At 46.7% G+C, this 17441-nt stretch carries 15 protein-coding genes and 1 riboswitch; of the genes, 10 read left to right on the top strand and 5 right to left on the bottom strand.

Annotation, left to right across the window (positions count from 1 at the left end; genetic code table 11):
- Positions 1 to 85: 85 nt before the first annotated feature.
- Together HP548_RS26800 and HP548_RS26795 are read right to left on the bottom strand one after the other, a co-directional pair.
- Entirely contained in the window at positions 86 to 829 is a 744-nt protein-coding gene (locus HP548_RS26800) for an MBL fold metallo-hydrolase (RefSeq protein WP_175383312.1), read from the bottom strand.
- 87 nt (positions 830 to 916) lie between these two features.
- Positions 917 to 1195 carry a CD3324 family protein gene (locus HP548_RS26795; RefSeq protein ID WP_175383311.1) on the bottom strand — a complete coding sequence of 93 codons (279 nt, stop codon included), beginning with the start codon at positions 1193 to 1195 and terminating at the stop codon, positions 917 to 919.
- 335 nt (positions 1196 to 1530) lie between these two features.
- Between HP548_RS26795 and HP548_RS26790 the strand changes: the two genes are divergently transcribed.
- The 7 genes from HP548_RS26790 to pstB all read left to right on the top strand — a co-directional run bounded on the left by HP548_RS26790 (position 1531) and on the right by pstB (position 8286).
- Entirely contained in the window at positions 1531 to 1962 is a 432-nt protein-coding gene (locus HP548_RS26790) for an RrF2 family transcriptional regulator (protein WP_076287872.1), read from the top strand.
- Between the two features lie 73 nt (positions 1963 to 2035).
- Positions 2036 to 2902 carry an aldo/keto reductase gene (locus tag HP548_RS26785; RefSeq protein WP_175383310.1) on the top strand — a complete coding sequence of 289 codons (867 nt, stop codon included), beginning with the start codon at positions 2036 to 2038 and terminating at the stop codon, positions 2900 to 2902.
- Positions 2903 to 3182: 280 nt separating this feature from the next.
- On the top strand, positions 3183 to 4577 hold the full coding sequence (locus HP548_RS26780; RefSeq protein ID WP_246318219.1) for a stalk domain-containing protein: 1395 nt from the start codon (positions 3183 to 3185) through the stop codon (positions 4575 to 4577).
- 55 nt (positions 4578 to 4632) lie between these two features.
- Positions 4633 to 5496 (top strand): phosphate ABC transporter substrate-binding protein, encoded by an 864-nt coding sequence (locus tag HP548_RS26775; RefSeq protein ID WP_063565318.1) that lies wholly within the window; start codon positions 4633 to 4635, stop codon positions 5494 to 5496.
- Between the two features lie 107 nt (positions 5497 to 5603).
- A complete protein-coding gene (gene pstC, locus HP548_RS26770) occupies positions 5604 to 6572 on the top strand; it encodes a phosphate ABC transporter permease subunit PstC (RefSeq protein WP_063565319.1) in 969 nt (322 codons plus the stop codon).
- Entirely contained in the window at positions 6569 to 7477 is a 909-nt protein-coding gene (gene pstA / locus HP548_RS26765; RefSeq protein WP_175383309.1) for a phosphate ABC transporter permease PstA, read from the top strand. The genes pstC and pstA overlap by 4 nt, the downstream gene beginning before the upstream one ends.
- 53 nt (positions 7478 to 7530) lie before the next feature.
- Positions 7531 to 8286 carry a phosphate ABC transporter ATP-binding protein PstB gene (pstB, locus tag HP548_RS26760; RefSeq protein WP_175383308.1) on the top strand — a complete coding sequence of 252 codons (756 nt, stop codon included), beginning with the start codon at positions 7531 to 7533 and terminating at the stop codon, positions 8284 to 8286.
- 66 nt (positions 8287 to 8352) lie between these two features.
- Here pstB and HP548_RS26755 read toward each other — a convergent pair whose 3' ends face one another.
- Positions 8353 to 9231: an SDR family NAD(P)-dependent oxidoreductase gene (locus HP548_RS26755; protein WP_175383307.1), complete on the bottom strand. Its 879-nt coding sequence runs from the start codon at positions 9229 to 9231 to the stop codon at positions 8353 to 8355.
- Between the two features lie 135 nt (positions 9232 to 9366).
- Between HP548_RS26755 and HP548_RS26750 the strand changes: the two genes are divergently transcribed.
- A complete protein-coding gene (locus HP548_RS26750) occupies positions 9367 to 9825 on the top strand; it encodes a MarR family winged helix-turn-helix transcriptional regulator (RefSeq protein WP_175383306.1) in 459 nt (152 codons plus the stop codon).
- 507 nt (positions 9826 to 10332) lie between these two features.
- Complete coding sequence (locus HP548_RS26745) at positions 10333 to 13866, top strand: S-layer homology domain-containing protein (RefSeq protein ID WP_175383305.1); 3534 nt, start codon at positions 10333 to 10335, stop codon at positions 13864 to 13866.
- Positions 13867 to 14159: 293 nt separating this feature from the next.
- Here HP548_RS26745 and HP548_RS26740 read toward each other — a convergent pair whose 3' ends face one another.
- Complete coding sequence (locus tag HP548_RS26740) at positions 14160 to 14789, bottom strand: TetR/AcrR family transcriptional regulator (protein ID WP_175383304.1); 630 nt, start codon at positions 14787 to 14789, stop codon at positions 14160 to 14162.
- 179 nt (positions 14790 to 14968) lie between these two features.
- Positions 14969 to 16294 (bottom strand): APC family permease, encoded by a 1326-nt coding sequence (locus HP548_RS26735; protein WP_175383303.1) that lies wholly within the window; start codon positions 16292 to 16294, stop codon positions 14969 to 14971.
- 240 nt (positions 16295 to 16534) lie between these two features.
- A riboswitch (guanidine-I (ykkC/yxkD leader) is annotated at positions 16535 to 16655 on the top strand.
- Between the two features lie 72 nt (positions 16656 to 16727).
- Between HP548_RS26735 and HP548_RS26730 the strand changes: the two genes are divergently transcribed.
- Entirely contained in the window at positions 16728 to 17441 is a 714-nt protein-coding gene (locus HP548_RS26730; RefSeq protein ID WP_175383302.1) for an urea amidolyase associated protein UAAP1, read from the top strand.

Here is a 17441-nt window from a genome sequence, read left to right as displayed (position 1 = left end):
AAAGTTCAGTAAAATTCATACGTCAGTATGACAGTAATGATGATCATAAAAATGGCCCATACATCAAGTATGGGCCATTGGTGTTTCACGGAGCATAGGTTTGAAGTAGTCGCTGAAACGCAAGTCGAACATCCCCTTGAAAATGCCCCCCATGGTAGCAAATGAGCTTATCGATCTCATAGCCAAGCAAGCGTTGTACAGAGCGAACCGCTTCCTTCAGGTCTAGTGTATGCTGGGGATTGGCGATTCCGAGCTCTCCATTGTTCTCAATGACCACTGCATCCCCAGCAATCAGGGTACGACTGGAGGGGAGGTAAATGGATATGTGCCCTGGTGTATGACCAGGTGTGTGTATAATCTCCATGCCTTCACACCATGGAAGTAGCTCATGATCATGAACTGTCTGATCAACCGGACTTGGTTCAATCATTTCCAGCGTACAGATGAATTCCTTCGCTGCGGGCTGGTCTTTTTCAGGCAGAAGGCTAAGTGTTGCTAGCGCTTGCTCCAGCCGCAATGAGGTTCTCGTGCCATCAATATATGGAGCTTCCTGTTCATGTGCGATAATTCGGATATCGGGATGGGTTCGCTTAATTTCTGCGAGAGAGCCTACATGATCCAGATCATGATGGGTAACGATGAGGCCAGTCAGATTGGACAACGACAACTCATGTCTATTCAATGCTTTTTCAATATGTGGAATGAAGCCGGCGTAACCGCAATCTACCAGAAAGGCATGCCGTTGATCACCAATCAGGGCAGGTGTAATAACCTGTGGTATCCCGTTGTATTCAAATTCGATACGTAGTGGTGTAACGTATAAACTCATGAAGTAAAGGCACCTCCTGAATTGAATCCTTCAGAAACAGATTACCGTATGCTCTTAACAACGAGCAAGGACATACATGATGCAGTATTAATATTGTCCGTGTTTATGCTGGAGAAGGATACGGCGAATACTGCGCTCTGTCAGGTAGTACTGCTGTGCCAGAAGACGAACAGAAATCCCAGAATGATAAGCCTCAGCAATCGCCTTATTGCGTTTTTGCAACATGGCTCTTGAACCGGAACATGCTCCCCATGGTTTCTTATATTCTTCCTGGACCGGGATATACAAATAGGTTCCCTGAATATATTGTTGAATGCGCTGCACCAGTTCTGCTGGCAGTACATAGTCTGCATTTTTGTATTTCATCTGATTTTGCTCCTATCTATATAACGTAATGGATATATAGAGGGGCAAAGCTCTTACCTTCAATACTGTTAGGAAAGGCTCCAGGCAAATATGGAAAGAAGGCTCTGCCCAGAGCCGGATGCATCGATTCGAACCATCCCATCAGCTCCTTTCTTTAGTTCAGGATAATGTACAGATGAATGTGATATACAGTTAAAATTGGCATTGTATTACACCGGAAGGGGACAGTCAACCGAATGTTTCTTGACCTTGCTATGAAAGGGTGTTGTGTACTTGATAACTAAATATAAAAGATATATAGTATATTTAGAAAAGAAATAGTTAGGATGAATGAAATGGCATACTCTACAGCCTTATCACAAGGAATCTCTATTCTGCTCTATATTCACGTTCTATCTGAGGAGAACTGTTCGAATTATTTATCCACCAAGTTGATTTCGGAGCAATTAAATATTCCGGTTCCTACGACGGTAAAAGTCATTCGCAACCTGAATAACGCCAAACTGACAATGGCCAAAGAAGGGGCCAAGGGCGGCATATTGCTTGCTCAGCCTTTATCGGAAATCACGATGTTGGACGTATTCCTGGCGGTTGAACCCGGCAAAGACTTGTTTAAAGTTCATACCGATGTAACACTCCAGGGACAAGACGTGGATGACGTGAAAGAAAAGATCATTCATCACCTTGAAGGCGCGGAGATCGCGATGCAGAATTATTTAAAAGACATACGGTTAACCGATCTGTTTCATGAAGAAAGAAAGGGTTAACCTCTTTTTTTGGCTTTAACTAGATATAATATATATCAAGTATATTCTGTTTTTTTGGAGAGGAGCAGTCAAAATGAATTTGCATACTAAAGTGATTGAAGCCAGGAACGGTGTTCCCATTCCTCAACTGGGTTTTGGGGTTTACAAAATAACGAAAGAAGCAGAATTTACAACAGCGACTCGCGAGGCCATTCAGGTCGGGTACCGACATTTTGATACTGCCCGAATTTATGGGAATGAGAAAGCGCTTGGAGCAGAGATCCGGCATAGTCAGATTCCGCGCGAGCAATTCTTTATCACATCGAAAGTCTGGAATACGGATCATGGCTATGAAGCGACCAAGAAAGCTTTCCAGGAAACGATAAACAAGCTGGGGGTCGATTACCTCGATATGTATTTAATCCATTTTGCCTCGCCAAAGTATATCGAAACGTGGAAAGCCATGGAGGAATTATACGAGGAAGGCAAGATCAGAGTCATTGGGGTCGCGAACTTTGAGATTCAGCATCTGGAAGAATTAAGGAAGCACGCGAAAATCTTGCCGATGATCAACCAGATCGAGACGCACCCGGAATTCCCGCAGAACGAACTACGTGCCTATATGGACAAACATCAGATTTTGCATGAGGCGTGGGGTCCGTTGGGACAGGGGAATAAAGTGTTATTGCAGCATTCAATATTGAAGGAAATCGCTGATCATCACCATAAGACGGTGGCTCAAGTAATTTTGCGTTGGCATCTGGAACGGGGCGTCATCCTGATTCCCAAATCATCCAATCCAAAGCGGATCAGAGAGAATAGTGAAATCTTTGATTTTGTGCTGTCCGCTGAGGAAATGGAGAAGATCAGCCGTCTGAACTCGGGTAAGAGGTATTCTATCCATCCGACAGGTTATATTGTGAATCCGATTTTTAATACATTGATGAAACTTTTTATCTAGGGAAAAAAGACAAAAAACGAGTCGTGGGTCATATTCCAACGACTCGTTTTTGTGTGTTATGAAAACATTGACAATTCGTTAACAATTCCAGGATTTCCCGTTTACAAATCTCTCCTATAATTACAATCGTGATAGGTCATTTTTACTATGAACGTGGAAGTTTGGGGGGATGAGCCGGACAAGCTCTCATAAAGACGATACATGCAGAATACCAGACAGCAGGGCATGACAAAACAAGGCAAATAAATGGAATAGAGAAGGGTGACAAGAGCCAATGTCAATGAAAAAGGTGTTAGTGGTGTCCATGGTAGCAACAGTGTTAGGTACTTCTGTGGTTAGTGCAGTATCGGCTGCTCCTGCAGTGAAACCTGCGGCTAATGCAGCTCAGGTGCAAAATTCCACGCTTACAATAAACGGTAACAGCGTCGTCGTTCGTTCCATCGTTAAAAATGGCGAGACACTCGTTTCACTTCGTGATGTGATCAAAGCCATCGGCGCACAAGCCGAAGTACATAGCGGAACAACGGTGATCAAGCTGAATGATCACAGCGTGACGCTCCAAAACAATAGTAAACAAATCGTGGTAGATGACGTCAAAGTGAATCTAAATCAACCGGTTACCATCATCGGTGGTACAAGTTACATCGCTCTTCGTCCACTGGTGTCGGGAGTTGGCGGTACGATTGTCAAGCGAAACGGACTGCTTGAGATCAGTACGGTATCCTTGATCGATGAAGTCGAGAATCCTCGTTTTGCCGGAGCGGATAAGCTGATTGTCTCCAAGAACGATAACAATGGCAGAAACGATTATCTCGTGAATACAACAAGCGGCAAATATGAGTTGTTGTTAACGACAGACGGTGGGTCCGATCTCGTTATTTCGCCAAATGGTGATCAAGCGGCGTATACGAATGCCGAGGGAGCCGTTTATGTTATTGATCTGAAGACCAAGGCTTCGAAACTGATCACGAGCGACAACAGCATCAAGCCTGAGTTGGTATGGTCTGCTGACGGGAATGCAATCTACTTCCTGCAAGGGGATAAAGGGTCCGTGATTGCCAAGCTTAATCTGGCGGATGGCGCGATTACGAAAGTGGTCGAAGACAAGGTGGATTATAAGGAAAACCTGAATGTTTCTGCTGACGGCAAGAAATTCATCTATACCGTAACAACACTTGGGACCGTAACTTCGGATACAACCAATGTGGATGAAGACAATGTCTCCATTGATTTCTCATCCAATCAACAGCAAATATTTTCGTATAACACAGGAGATTCAAAACCAGAGGCTGTGAAGCTCACAACATCAACCGACGACAAGGTATTTGTATGGTCTGCTGACGGACAAAAAGCCTACTACGTGAGTGTACCTTCCGAAGACGGTAAAGCATCGTTGCTGTCTGTGGATTCATCTCAAAAGTCTACGCCGGTGTATGCCGAGTACGATGTAGAACAAGCTATTCTGTCGGGTGGAACCTTGTATGTACTGGCGGCCCAGGATGACAGCAACAGCGTGATCCTTTCGATCGACCCGGTAACTGGAAAACAAACCAAGCTATACACCGTATCTTCCGATGTATCATCCATCGCGGTTGCCGGAACACAAATCTCTGTGGTTGAGAACGGCCGAGTTCTGGTACAAGCTGACGGAAGCTGGAGAGCCGTTACGAAGTAATGTTTTGAATCAAGTATGATCACAAGCTTTTTAATTCGAGAGGAGTTTAATTAACATGAAAAAATGGATCAAACCCTTCACAGCAATGCTTATGGCTGTATCTCTGATTGGTGGACTGGGTGGCGCAACGACAGCATCAGCTGCCAAGAGCACAGAGAAAGGTAAAATTGTCATTAACGGTTCCTCCGCATTGCTTCCGCTGACACTTCAAGCTGCCAGCGAATTCAAAAAAGATAATCCGAAAGTTAAAATCTCCGCTTCTGCAGCAGGTTCCATCACAGGTCCTCAATCCGTTCGTAAAGGGATCGCGGACATTGGCGCCGTAGACTGGGATGCATCCAAAGATGTACCTGGCTTCAAGAAATTTGATGGCTTGGTAGCCAATCCGGTAGCTGTAACAGTGTTCACGGCTGTCGTTAATACCAATGTGGGTGTAAGCAATTTGACAACAAAACAACTGCAAGACATCTTCTCCGGCAAAGTGACTAATTGGAAGGAAGTCGGCGGATCGGATGCCAACATCGTTGTGGTTAACCGTAAATTTGGTTCCGGTACACGGGTTAACTTCCAACAAAAAGCACTGGATGGCAAGGACTTCATGAGCAAAGGGGATAACTACAAAGAGGTTGGCTCCAGCGGTGATATGAAAACAACGATTGAAACGACACCAAATGCAATCGGTTATATTGACCTTCCGTATGTGACTAGCAAAATGAAGGCTGTATCCATCAATGGCGTAGCACCAACAGAGAAAAACGTCCTGAACAAAACATACAAAGTATGGGGCATTGGATATTACATGACCAAAGGTCAACCTACGGGAGCAACCAAAGCGTTCATCGAGTATATCCAAAGCAGCAAGTTCCAGAACGGTTCCCTGAAAAAACTGAAATTCATTCCGCTTGCTGCCGTTAAATAACGAAAGCTGCGAACGTTCATCATTCTCGCACTTCATAAGGAAAGGGATAGCCAGCTTCTGCGCACGGTCGCCAAGCTGGCTTCTCTATGTGAAAGGAAGAGCCCTTCATGATCGATTTAAATCCATCCACGAACAGCCCTGCTCCGAGTGAGCTTGGTTCAAGCATCGGCAAGGCTCCCGGATCGGGAACACGGTTTGACCGTAAGGCGCGTTTAAGATGGTCCAATAAACTGTTTCGCATGGTCTGTATTGGCAGTACATTATTCGTTTGTCTGGTTCTGTTATGCATTCTGGTCCTTATGCTTCGTACGGGCGTTCTTACCTTTGCGGATGTTTCGCTCAGCGAATTCTTTTTCTCTACCAACTGGGACCCGGAAAATGAGCATTACGGGGCGCTGACCTTTATTCTGGGAACGCTGGCACTCACGGGGCTCACAATGTTGTTTGCCATTCCCATCTCCGTCATCATTGCCGTGTTTCTGGCCGAAATGACGCCAAAATGGCTTCGCCATATTCTGCGACCTGTATTGGATCTGTTGGTAGGGATTCCTTCTGTGGTATACGGTTTCTTGGGACTGACGATTCTCATCCCCTGGCTTAGGGATATCAGTGGACATGATCTGGCGGACGGTTTGCTCGCAGCGTCCATTGTTCTGACGATTATGGTGCTGCCTACCATTAGCCGGATCAGTGATGATGCCATATCTGCTGTACCAAACAAATACCGGGATGCAGCTTATGCACTTGGTACGAACCGATTCCAAACCATAACTCGTGTGGTCTTGCCAGCTGCAAGAGGCGGAATCATGTACGCCGTCATTCTCGGGATGACTCGTGCCATTGGAGAGACGATGGCGGTGGTAATGGTCATCGGCAATACGGCGCAGCTCGCTAACAGTCTATTCACACCAACAGCGGTGCTGACAAGTAATATCGTCATGCAAATCTCAAGCGTTGAATTTGATTCTACCTGGAATCATGGGCTATACATGATGGGCTTTATCCTGCTTGCCATTTCCATCTTGATGATTGTAGCCGTAAGAATGCTTCAGAAGAAAGGGGGACGCTACTCATGAGTATGAAGAAGCAGGCGAACGCTGTCCCCTCCTATTCGTTCGGCAAACGCAGAGGTGCATCCACGCTGATGGACCGGATTTTTACGGGCATGGTATGGGGTGTAGGGATTGTCGTCATTTTATTCATTGTTGGACTGTTATTTCTTCTTCTGGAAAAAGGGCTGCCTTTGCTGAGCTGGGACTTTCTATATGGTGTTCCAAGCGAGATTGAAGAAGGAGGAGGGATTGGGCCGGCGCTGTTCAACTCGTTCTATGTGCTAATTCTATCCCTCCTGATCTCGATTCCCATCGGCATGGCGGCCGGGATTTACCTGGCTGAATTTGCTCCAAACAACAAACTTATGGAGATCGTGCGCATTTGCGTGGAGGGACTGTCTTCTGTTCCATCCATTATCTTTGGTTTGTTCGGTATTGCCCTGTTTGTGGAGTTCTTCGAAATTGGTCTTACGATTCTGGGCGCTGCCGTCAGCCTTGCCTTTCTGAATCTGCCTGTGCTCACCAGGGTAACCGAGGAATCGGTCCGAGCGGTTCCGGTTGAACTTCGTAATGGGTCCTTTGCACTTGGCTCTACCCATTTGCAGACGATCCGTAATGTATTGCTGCCGGTGGCTATAAACGGAATCATGACAGGCATTTGCCTCACGGCAGGTCGGGCATTCGGAGAGAGTGCCGTCATTATTCTGACCGCAGGGGTATCTACATCCGGGGAAATGTGGGACTTCAATTTGCTATCGCCAGGAGGAACCCTTGCTGTACATCTGTGGTACATTCAATCCGAAGCAATTGTGCCCGATGCCGAGGAAATTGCGCAAAAGACAACGGCTGTGTTGATCTTTGTGGCCTTGCTCATTAATATTCTGTTCCGTGTGCCGTTGTGGCTGAATTCACGCAAAAATCAAGCCTAATGTGTCAGGCGGATCCAGTAACAAGATCAATTTCAACACCGGGAGGAACCATTGTGCAGTCAATCATTGAGATCAACAAATTGAATTTATATTACGGTCAGTTTCAGGCACTTAAGGATGTCTCCATTGAAATTCCAGAACGGGCCATTACCGCTTTTATCGGACCGTCCGGTTGTGGCAAATCGACGCTGCTGCGAACCCTCAACCGCATGAATGACCGGATACCCGGCACACGGATTGAAGGTAAAGTGGCCGTAGGTGGGACGGACATCTACAGCGGCGAGGTGCATGTGGAGACCATTCGCAAGAAGATCGGTATGGTTTTCCAGCAGCCAAATCCCTTTCCGAAATCCATCTACGATAATGTGGCCTTCGGTCCACGACAACACGGCATTCATGGCAAAAAGAAGCTGGACGAAATCGTGGAACAGAGCCTGCGTTCTGCTGTCCTGTGGGATGAAGTAAAGGATAACCTGAAGCGTTCCGCGTTAAGTCTATCCGGAGGACAACAACAGCGCCTCTGCATCGCACGTGCGCTGGCAGTGGAGCCGGACATTCTGCTGATGGATGAGGCTACGGCGTCGCTTGATCCCGTGTCGACCTTCAAGATCGAGGAGTTGGCTCATGAGTTGAAGGAGCGTTATACGATCGTGATGGTCACCCACAATATGCAGCAAGCAGCTCGGGTTTCTCAGCAGACGGTGTTCTTCCTGAATGGGGAGGTCGTGGAATACTCCGCTACCCAAGACATGTTCGCCGAGCCCGTCGATTCGCGTACGCAGGACTATATTAGTGGTCGTTTTGGTTGATTCTGAAACGGCAAGAGGTGGAAGTCTTTCAGATAGTTATCTGGAAGGCTTTTTTCTCATTTGTGATTAGTTCAACAGACCACGTTGCTCCAGTAATTGTGTCGTAACCTTCCACAGCTTGTTTTGCATTCCAGCATCTCCGCCTGGATACACAGGAGTAATGGATGCCCCGCTTCCAACATTGAAATACCCTCCCGTTACTTCTCCAAAATTCGGCTCCACAGCCAACTGGGTCATAATGTCCGTACCCCGCCGTGGGTCGCCGATGTGTAAAAACGTTAGAATGTGCTCAAGCACACTCGCAAACCATAACTCCCGACCAAGACCCGTAACATTAAATCCCGGATTTAAAGCATTCACACGAATTCCAGTTCCATCCCAGTGACGGGCAAGTTCGCTAGTAAACATAATATTCAGCAGTTTGGTTTTGCCATAGATGGCGGAGGAGCCGCGTGCAGTAAAGGGATCGGTATCCGTTAAGTCATCGGGCAGCACCAGTGTGCCATGATTCCGCGAGGCTTCAGATGCAACATTGACGACTCGAGCGTGGCCTGCCCGAATCAGGGAAGAATGCAATGTGTGCGTTAGCAGCCAAGGTGCCAAATAGTTCACGGCGATCATCTCGGCAAACCCTTCGGAAGTAACTCTTTGTTCAAAAGCATGAAGACCCGCGTTATTCAAAAGAACATCGATCCGCGGATAAGCAGCTGCAATTTCAAGTCCAATACGTTTTACATCGTTTAGTACAGATAAGTCCCCGAAGAAAAAATCGATCTTGGCAGATGGAGCAATCTCCCTGATTTTGTTTCTGGTGGTCTCGGCACGTTCTTCGCTTCGGGCTGTGAGTACAAGGTGTGCACCGCGTTTCGCAAGTTCCATGGCAGTAAGCTGACCTAAGCCGCTTGTTGCTCCGGTAATTACAATAATGGGTTGTGTTGTTTTCATAACGAGGTCTCCTTTTGACACGAATAGGGTCGAGCTATATAATGGACATAAATCAACTATATAATTTAATTGATATTTGTCAACTATATATTTATAAGCCTACTTTAATGTATCGAGGAGAGGGGAACAACAATAATGAGTGAAAACCCGGTTAAAGCCAAAGATAGAGAAACTCTGGAACTGGCACTTGGTGAGCAGATCCATGCGCTAATTAGTGCTTCGCATGCGCTCAATGTTCGATCTGCCGAGCGTTTCGATGCGACCTTGCAGCCTGCTGCTTTTCATCTGGTGCGGTGGTTGTATTCTTACGGTCCTACAAGCGCCGCAGCTTTGGCAGAAGCGACGGCTATGGACCGCAGTTCGGTAAGCCGTCTGATTAAACAACTTGAGAAGGCAGGGTATGTAAGCAAGGAGCCGGACCCCGAAGATCGGCGCGGCGTTTTGTTGTCTTTGACGGAGCTTGGTCAACAATCGACGGTGAGTGCGCTCAAGGAGAAGGAGTCAACTTTTTATGAACGCATATCGAGATGGAATGAAGAGGAACTGGAACGTTTCACCACTATGCTTCGGCAGTTTAATGGGTTTAATGTTTAGGGAGAGGTATCATTTCACAACCCGTTAACTTCCCCTTCACAAAAGTAAACATGTAAAAGCTAATTCAAAACCCAGTCAAACCCAGAGTACCTGCGGATTCAGGGCGCATTGCGCCTGTGCATTCGTGGGTTCTTTTTTCTATATTGGGCAGATGCACCGCCCTCAGATGTTTACAAAGACCTTCATTTATACCTCTTCATCACCCCTGCTATGTTAATTATCTTCCTAATGCTCCACTAGCTGTGGTGGAACTTTCCTGAATGGTGAACAAAATCTGAATTTTTCTTAACCCTCTTGCAACCTCTCTCTAGTACATTTCAGCACTTCAATATGGAGGATGACAGAGCATGATCTTCATAGACACAGCAAAAGAAATCGTTAACGAAATGTAAAGTAATGTAGGGATATGTCAAATTTTTAATAGGCGCTTTCATTGCGTTGACCCTGCCCTCAAAGTTTCTTATATTTACTCCCGACACAACAACTCAGAACGGTGGTGGGATGATTTTGTTCAACAATAAAGGAAAGAAAATGCTCGCTATGCTTACGCTTATACCACTGGCTACGGGCCTTGTAATGGGAGCTTTCCCTGCTGCGCTAACCTATGCGGATGCGGGAGATAACACACCAACCAACAGCTCGGCAACAGGTTCATGGCAAACGGGAGATTTGCACGTACATACGTTTGAGTCCGATGATGCTCAGAATTCGCTGGAAAATGTACTCGATGCGGGACTGACGAAGTATGATCTGGACTGGATCGCGCTTACGGATCATTTGCGGTTATCCAAGCGGGATCAGAACGGAGTAGACATTCCAGGCGGATCGATTCCGATGTCCAAAGGGATGAACGAATACCAGGTGCCACAGATCAAAGCACTTCAGGAAGCGGGCAAATACGCAGGCAAAACGATCTTCTCCGGTTTCGAATGGGACATGCCGACACATGAACACGTTGGGGTGGGTATTCTCACAGATGAGCCGAATTCGACTGAAGCGCTGGAAGCTGCAAACGAATTTGAGTATCGTTTTACCAATCGGGATGCGAATCTGTTCGATGCGGCTGACGTAGCGAATTGGGATCTGACGGGGGGACGTGCCTATACAACTCATCAGGATGCACTAGCAGCTATCAATTGGCTGGCAACCAAGTATCCAACGACGAGTTATGCGATGATCAATCACCCTTCACGGGGCAAAAACAAATATACCATCGCGGACTTCCGTGAGTTCAACGATCTGGCTCCACAAGTTGTTTTTGGTATCGAAGGTATGCTGGGCAACCAGATGGAACCGGATCGCGGTGGGTACAACACAACATACAATGTAGCTAATCCGACAGCAGATGATGGATACAAATACCGTACATACGGTGGTGTGGATTATATGGTCGCCAAGGTGGGCGGTTTGTGGGATGCATTGTTGGGAGAAGGGCGTCACTTCTGGAACTATGGCAATTCGGATTACCATTTCAAGACGATTGACACGAATTCCAGCGGTTATTTTCCGGGCGAATATGCCAAGACCTATTCTTGGGTTGATGGTACTGGGATGCAAGCCGTGCTGGAAGGACTGCGTTCAGGGAAATCATTTTCCGTATTCGGTGATCTGATCAACGCACTGGACTTCACGGCTTCCGGCGCGGGTACTCAAGCTGAAATGGGCGGAGACCTCGGCGTGACCCAAGGTGACGAAGTGGAACTGAAAATCCGTTTCAAGAGTCCAACCACGAGCAACAACTATGAAAAACCTATCAACAGCGGCACGTCCGCTGGACAAGTACCGTTGGTAGATCACGTCGATCTCATCGCCGGAGATGTCACGGGCAAGGCCGAGAAAGGCACAGCCGCTTATTCCAAAGACACGAACGACTCTACCAAAGTGTTGGCAACCTTCACGTCCAACGATTGGACAACAGATGCGGAAGGTTACAATGTCATCACGTACAAGATCAAAGCCACTGATCAGGATAAATATTATCGCCTGCGCGGTACAAATCTGGGCATGAACGTTGCAGGAGAGACCGTAAATGGTGAACCACAACTTGATCCGAAGATCACAACAGCGGATGCAGAGACTCGGTTCAACGAGATTAATGATCAGAACTATCGCGATCTGTGGTTCTACTCCAATCCGATCTTTGTAAGTTCTACACCTTACAGTGATGCACAGGCGGTAACGGATACGCTTCAAGCGATTGATCTGGGCGATCTGAACGCGGTCACTTCCGACCTTACCCTTCCTGTTGAAGGAAAACATGGAGCCACGATTAGCTGGTCCAGCTCCAACCCGGAATTGATGGATGCACAGGGAAAACTTCTTACACAGCCTGAGAATAATGAGCGACTGGAATTGACGGCAACGGTACAACGTGGCAGCGAAATGGATACCAGAAAGTTCACTGTCATTGTGGAAGGAACAAATAATCAGGTATTGGTGTTAAAAGGAAATATGACCACCGCTGACGGCCAGCCGTATCATACGGATACATGGACAAACCAGTCCGTAACGGTTAGTGTAACCAGCGCAGTATACGCGCCAGCCACTTCGGCGACTATTGAGTTGTCTCGTGATGGAGGGCAGACGTACGAACCGTATACAGAGAATACGCCTTTGGAGATAACGGAGTCGGGAGAGAATAAGCTGTTATTCAGAGCGACAGACGATTTGAACGAAACCTATACTTTACCATTGGTGGTCAAAATAGATCGCGAAATTCCTGTCATCACCCTGCAAGGAAGCAGCCAAATGTCATTAACCGTGGGAGATACGTATAACGACCCTGGAGCACAGGCTACCGATAATGTAGGCATCCGTGGTTCCGTGCAGATGGACGGCACAGTGAACACACAAGCAGCGGGGATCTACACCCTTCGTTATAACGTGAAAGATATTGCCGGCAATGCTGCACAAGAAGTCACACGTACGGTTACCGTACAAGCCCGTTCGGGTAATGGCGGCGGGGGTTCAGGTAGTGATGGAGGCAACGCTGGAGGGAATTCCGGTGGAAGCACACCAAGCGTACCAACAACGCCTACCGTTCCAACCACACCAACCAACCCGGATACGGGATCAGATTCAACTGCTGAAGTGAAGGTAGAAGTTGAAGCGAATCAGCCAGTACAAACGGGTCTGAAAGACATCGTGCAATTCAACGCTCCGGCTGGAGCCATTGGGGAAAAAGATACGTTGCATCTGTACGTTGTATCCAAGGAACAATTACAGAATGCAGCTTCGCTGAATGTTCTGGGCCAAGCCGTACAGATTACTCGCAGTGGAGGACGGACATTAAAGGATCAGGCAGCATTGAGTCTGCAATATGATACTTCCAAGCTGCCACAAGGAACACAGCCAGCGATCTACTATTATAATGAAGCCCGTCAGAGCTGGGTATTCATTGGTGGTAAGACGAATGCAGCAGGAACAATATCGGCTAATGTGAATCATCTGGGTACCTTTGTTGTGTCCAGTTACACAGCTGCTAATCTGTCCGATCTGAACGGACACTGGGCATCCGACTATGCAGATCGTTTGATTGGCATGGACGTTATCCAGGGCTACACAGATGGTACATTTCAACCATCCAAGAAGATTACACGGGCAGAGTTTGTTACGTTAATCAGTAAGACACTGGCTTTGGAGTCCGTGCAGTCGGATACGACGTTTGCAGATCAAGGCAGTCTGCCAGACTGGGCGAAGAGCGATATTGCCGCAGCCGTGCAAGCCGGAATCGTGAAGGGCTATGGAGACAATACGTTCAAACCAAATCAGACGATTACTCGTGCGGAGATGGCTGTGATGATGGCGAATGCATTGAAGTTAAGTGCAGATGCACAGTCGGGAACGAGCAATGATGCTGTAAAACCAAGCTTCACTGACGAGTGGCAAACTCCGGCTTGGGCACAAGATGCACTGAATACAGCCGTTCAGGCCAAAATTGTGAACGGTTATACGGACAATACAGTTCGTGCCGGGAACATGACGACCCGTGCGGAAGCCGCGGCAATGATCTGTAAGTTGTTGCTCGCAATGTACGTGTAAGAAGTGAAGAAGAGAATTAACCGTATATGAGTAGATAAAAAACGGCCCATATTGTCGAGATAACGTCTCTGTAATTCGTTACAATTCGGAATTGTACAAAAAAGAGGGAATTAGCGTATCCTCAATTCGTTAGAATGAAGCGAATTCCAGAACAAAGCGATAGAGAAAAGGCATCGAACAAAGCCGCAGAGCAAACCCCAAAAGGGCATTTCCTGTCTTCCGTATGACGTATGACAGGGAATGCCTTTTTTCTTATGATTTTTTGCTGAATTCCTTCTATGCTGAGCTACTGATTATACTGTAGCACTAACCAGAGGCCATGTTCTCTGCAATCTGACGTAGGCATGCTCCGCACCGCTGCGTAGCAACTCAACCCACAATCCTTGCAGATGAACCATGAAAAAGGCGAAGGAGCTTTCCGCAGGGGGATAAGGTTTCGTTCTCTGCAAGGGAACAACAACCTGATATTGTCCAGAGTTAGCAAGGGATATGTAGAATTCCTGATCCGCCGGCTCCTTACTGAACACAGTGAACAAAATACGCTCCAATTCATCGATATAATGATTACGCAAGTCCTGAATTGGAGCTTGCAGGTGCTGCGGAGGATAAAGGAATGTTTTGAGCATATAAGAAACACTCGGTTCGCTCTTGTAACGATCAATGAAGCTGGACAAGAATTGAAAGAGCACTTCTTTGAAAGCTCCGTCAGAACGAATTTTCGTTAACTGACGGGCGAAATCCAACTCCTGTGTAAGTGAATCATGCAGTAATTCGAGATACAACGCATCTTTACTTGTGAAATATGTGTAAATAGAAGGCTTCTGTATACCGACTTGTTGTGCAATTGTTTGCAACGAAGTGCCGTCAAAGCCGTGGATGGAAAATAACATCAGGGAAGCTTGTTTGATCCGTTCCAACGTCATTGTAATCCCTCCCATCACGCGTGCTATTCTATTACTCTATCTGCTGACTCTACATGCTGTGCCATATCATTCTGTCTGTGGGTTAAGCACTACCCGCACATCTCGTGTGCCCTCACTAACAGACACAATCAAACGAACAACTGAACAATCAAAGTACCATTGAACAAAATCACCTTTGTTTACAAGGCTTCATCCACTTTGGATATGCTCATAGTTGCGGGCTTCAAACGTTTAACAAGGTAGTATATGAGTCCAGCTACGAGCCATCCGGAGCCAAGCATCAACGAGGAAACATCGAGTAGCGTGATAAGATAAAATACGAATCCGGCGCCGAGTAGCGGACATAGGAAACGTACGAACATATCACGGGGAGAACGCTGTTTTTCACGAATAATATAGTGGAATATAACGGATAGATTGACGAACAGAAATGCGGTTAATGCACCAAAACTAACAAACATGATCGCTGTCTCCAGGCTGATAAACATAGCCGATAACGAGATAACACTCATGAGAACAATGTTGAACACCGGAGTTCGAAGTGTAGGGTGGAGTGATGCGAATGCTCGTGGCAACAAGGACGTTTTTCCCATCACGAACATAAGACGTGTTACGGTCGTCATGGAGGACATCCCCTGGGATAGTACAGAGAATATAATGACAAAGGTGAATATCGAGGCGAGTAAAGGACCACCGATCGATTGCATGAGTTCAAAACCTGCGGAATCGACATGATTAAACGTGAACGACGGGTACATCTGCTGAATCAGGAAAGCTGTGACGAAATACATTAGTCCTGCCAATAAAACGATGATAATAATGGCCCGAGGGATGGTTTTCCTTGGGTTTTTCGTTTCTTCGGTCATGGTCGTAATGGAATCAAAACCAAGGAACGAGAAGCATACGAGCGAAGCTCCGGCAAGAATCGTGGAAATGGGGACACCATCTTGAGTATTAAGCGGATTCCAGCCTGCGGTGATCCCGCTCTGAAATGCTCTGTATACAAGTAAGGAGCAAAAACCTGCAATGAACAGGATCTGCATGATTACGAAGATTTTGCTGACATTGGCTGATGTTTTGATCCCGATAATATTAATGATCATGACCACAAGGGTACACAACAGAATCCAGACAAAGGAAGGTATCGAGGTGAATTGTGCGTGAAGATTAATACCGAATATGAGCACGGCGATAATACAGGAGAAGAGATAATCCAACAGGATGGCCCACCCGACAAGGAAGCCGATAAATGGGTTCATGGATTTGGTTACATAGGTATACGCTGATCCCGACACGGGGAACGCCTTTGCCATCTGACCATAACTGAGCGCGGTGAACAAGATGGCTATAAATGCAAGCAAGTAAGCTGCCAGTAGCATGCCTCTGGAACCTTCATGCAACACACCGAAACTGGTGAAAAAGATCATGGGTGACATCCAGGACAGACCCATGGTCACGACGTGAGACAACGATAAGTCTCTTTTCAAAGTTAGTTTATCTGACATAGAATCTCCCCCTGATTTCGGAATGTATCGATTTTTTTGCATTGGTGTTTGTCATGACACCTCACATTTAACCAAGGTTTTTTGGAAAGCACAAGCTTTTTTTTCGTAAAAAGAGGTGAAGATGCCTGAAAATATAACATGAATCTGATCGCTATATTGAAGAAAATAATTAAAATAAAATTATTGTTGTCACTGTTTTTGTTATGTGTTAGGATTGTTAACATGAAAAGCAACCGAATACAAAATGTTTTCTAGGGTTCCGAACGGTGGCTCACACTGTTGCCTGGTCCGAGAGAAAACGCATGGAAGTAGTCGATCTGGCTCACATCCATGTACACGGCGGGAAAAAAGCCCGGGAGAATGTACCAAATTCATTTTTGGTATTTCTCCCGGGCTTTTTTATATTTTTTTCTACTACACAGGAGGTACTGATATGACTTCAATTCGCATCCAAGCAGGTGGAAAGTGGTCAGGTTACATTAGCCGGGGCAAGAACATTCGAATGACAGCAGCGGGGGATCGCGCTAACCTGACAACACTTCTGTTTCAGGCTTCCGATCCTTCCGAACGTTACAACATGCCGGATTCACTCAAGGCGCAACACACCGCATACCTGACATCTGGTCATGTGTTGATGAGTGATCAGGGCCGTGTCCTTGCATCCATTATCGATGACACGACGGGGTGGCATGATACGTTGTCGGGATACACAACACGTCGAAGTACGGATCGCAAATATGGAGTTACGACCTATCAGCAGGAGCGAAATGACTGGTACCGCAGCGGATATGAGAATCTGGTGGTAGAGATGTATCGACATCGGCTGACGCCTCGTGACCTCTGTACGCCGGTTAACTTTTTTTCCAAAGTGGTCTGTGAGCTGGATGGCACGATGCGATACGAATCGCAACCGACTGCAGGTACTTCGATAACGCTTCGCACGGAAATGGAACTTCTTCTCGTCGTATCCAATACACCGAATCCGCTGGACCCGGAAGGGCGTTATCCAGATTCAGTTATTGAGCTGACGTTCAGTGATGCCGAACCTGTGAAGGAAGATGATCGCTGCCTTGTTCATTGTGAGGAGAATCGGAGAGCATTTGAAAATACCTGGCAAGCACAATCGTTACTGAAAGGGGCCAATTAA

It is taken from the genome of Paenibacillus taichungensis (assembly GCF_013359905.1).
GTDB classification, from domain to species: Bacteria; Bacillota; Bacilli; order Paenibacillales; family Paenibacillaceae; genus Paenibacillus; species Paenibacillus taichungensis.
The sequence above is the reverse complement of the archived record's forward strand: the minus strand, read 5'-3'. Positions and strand labels throughout refer to the sequence as shown.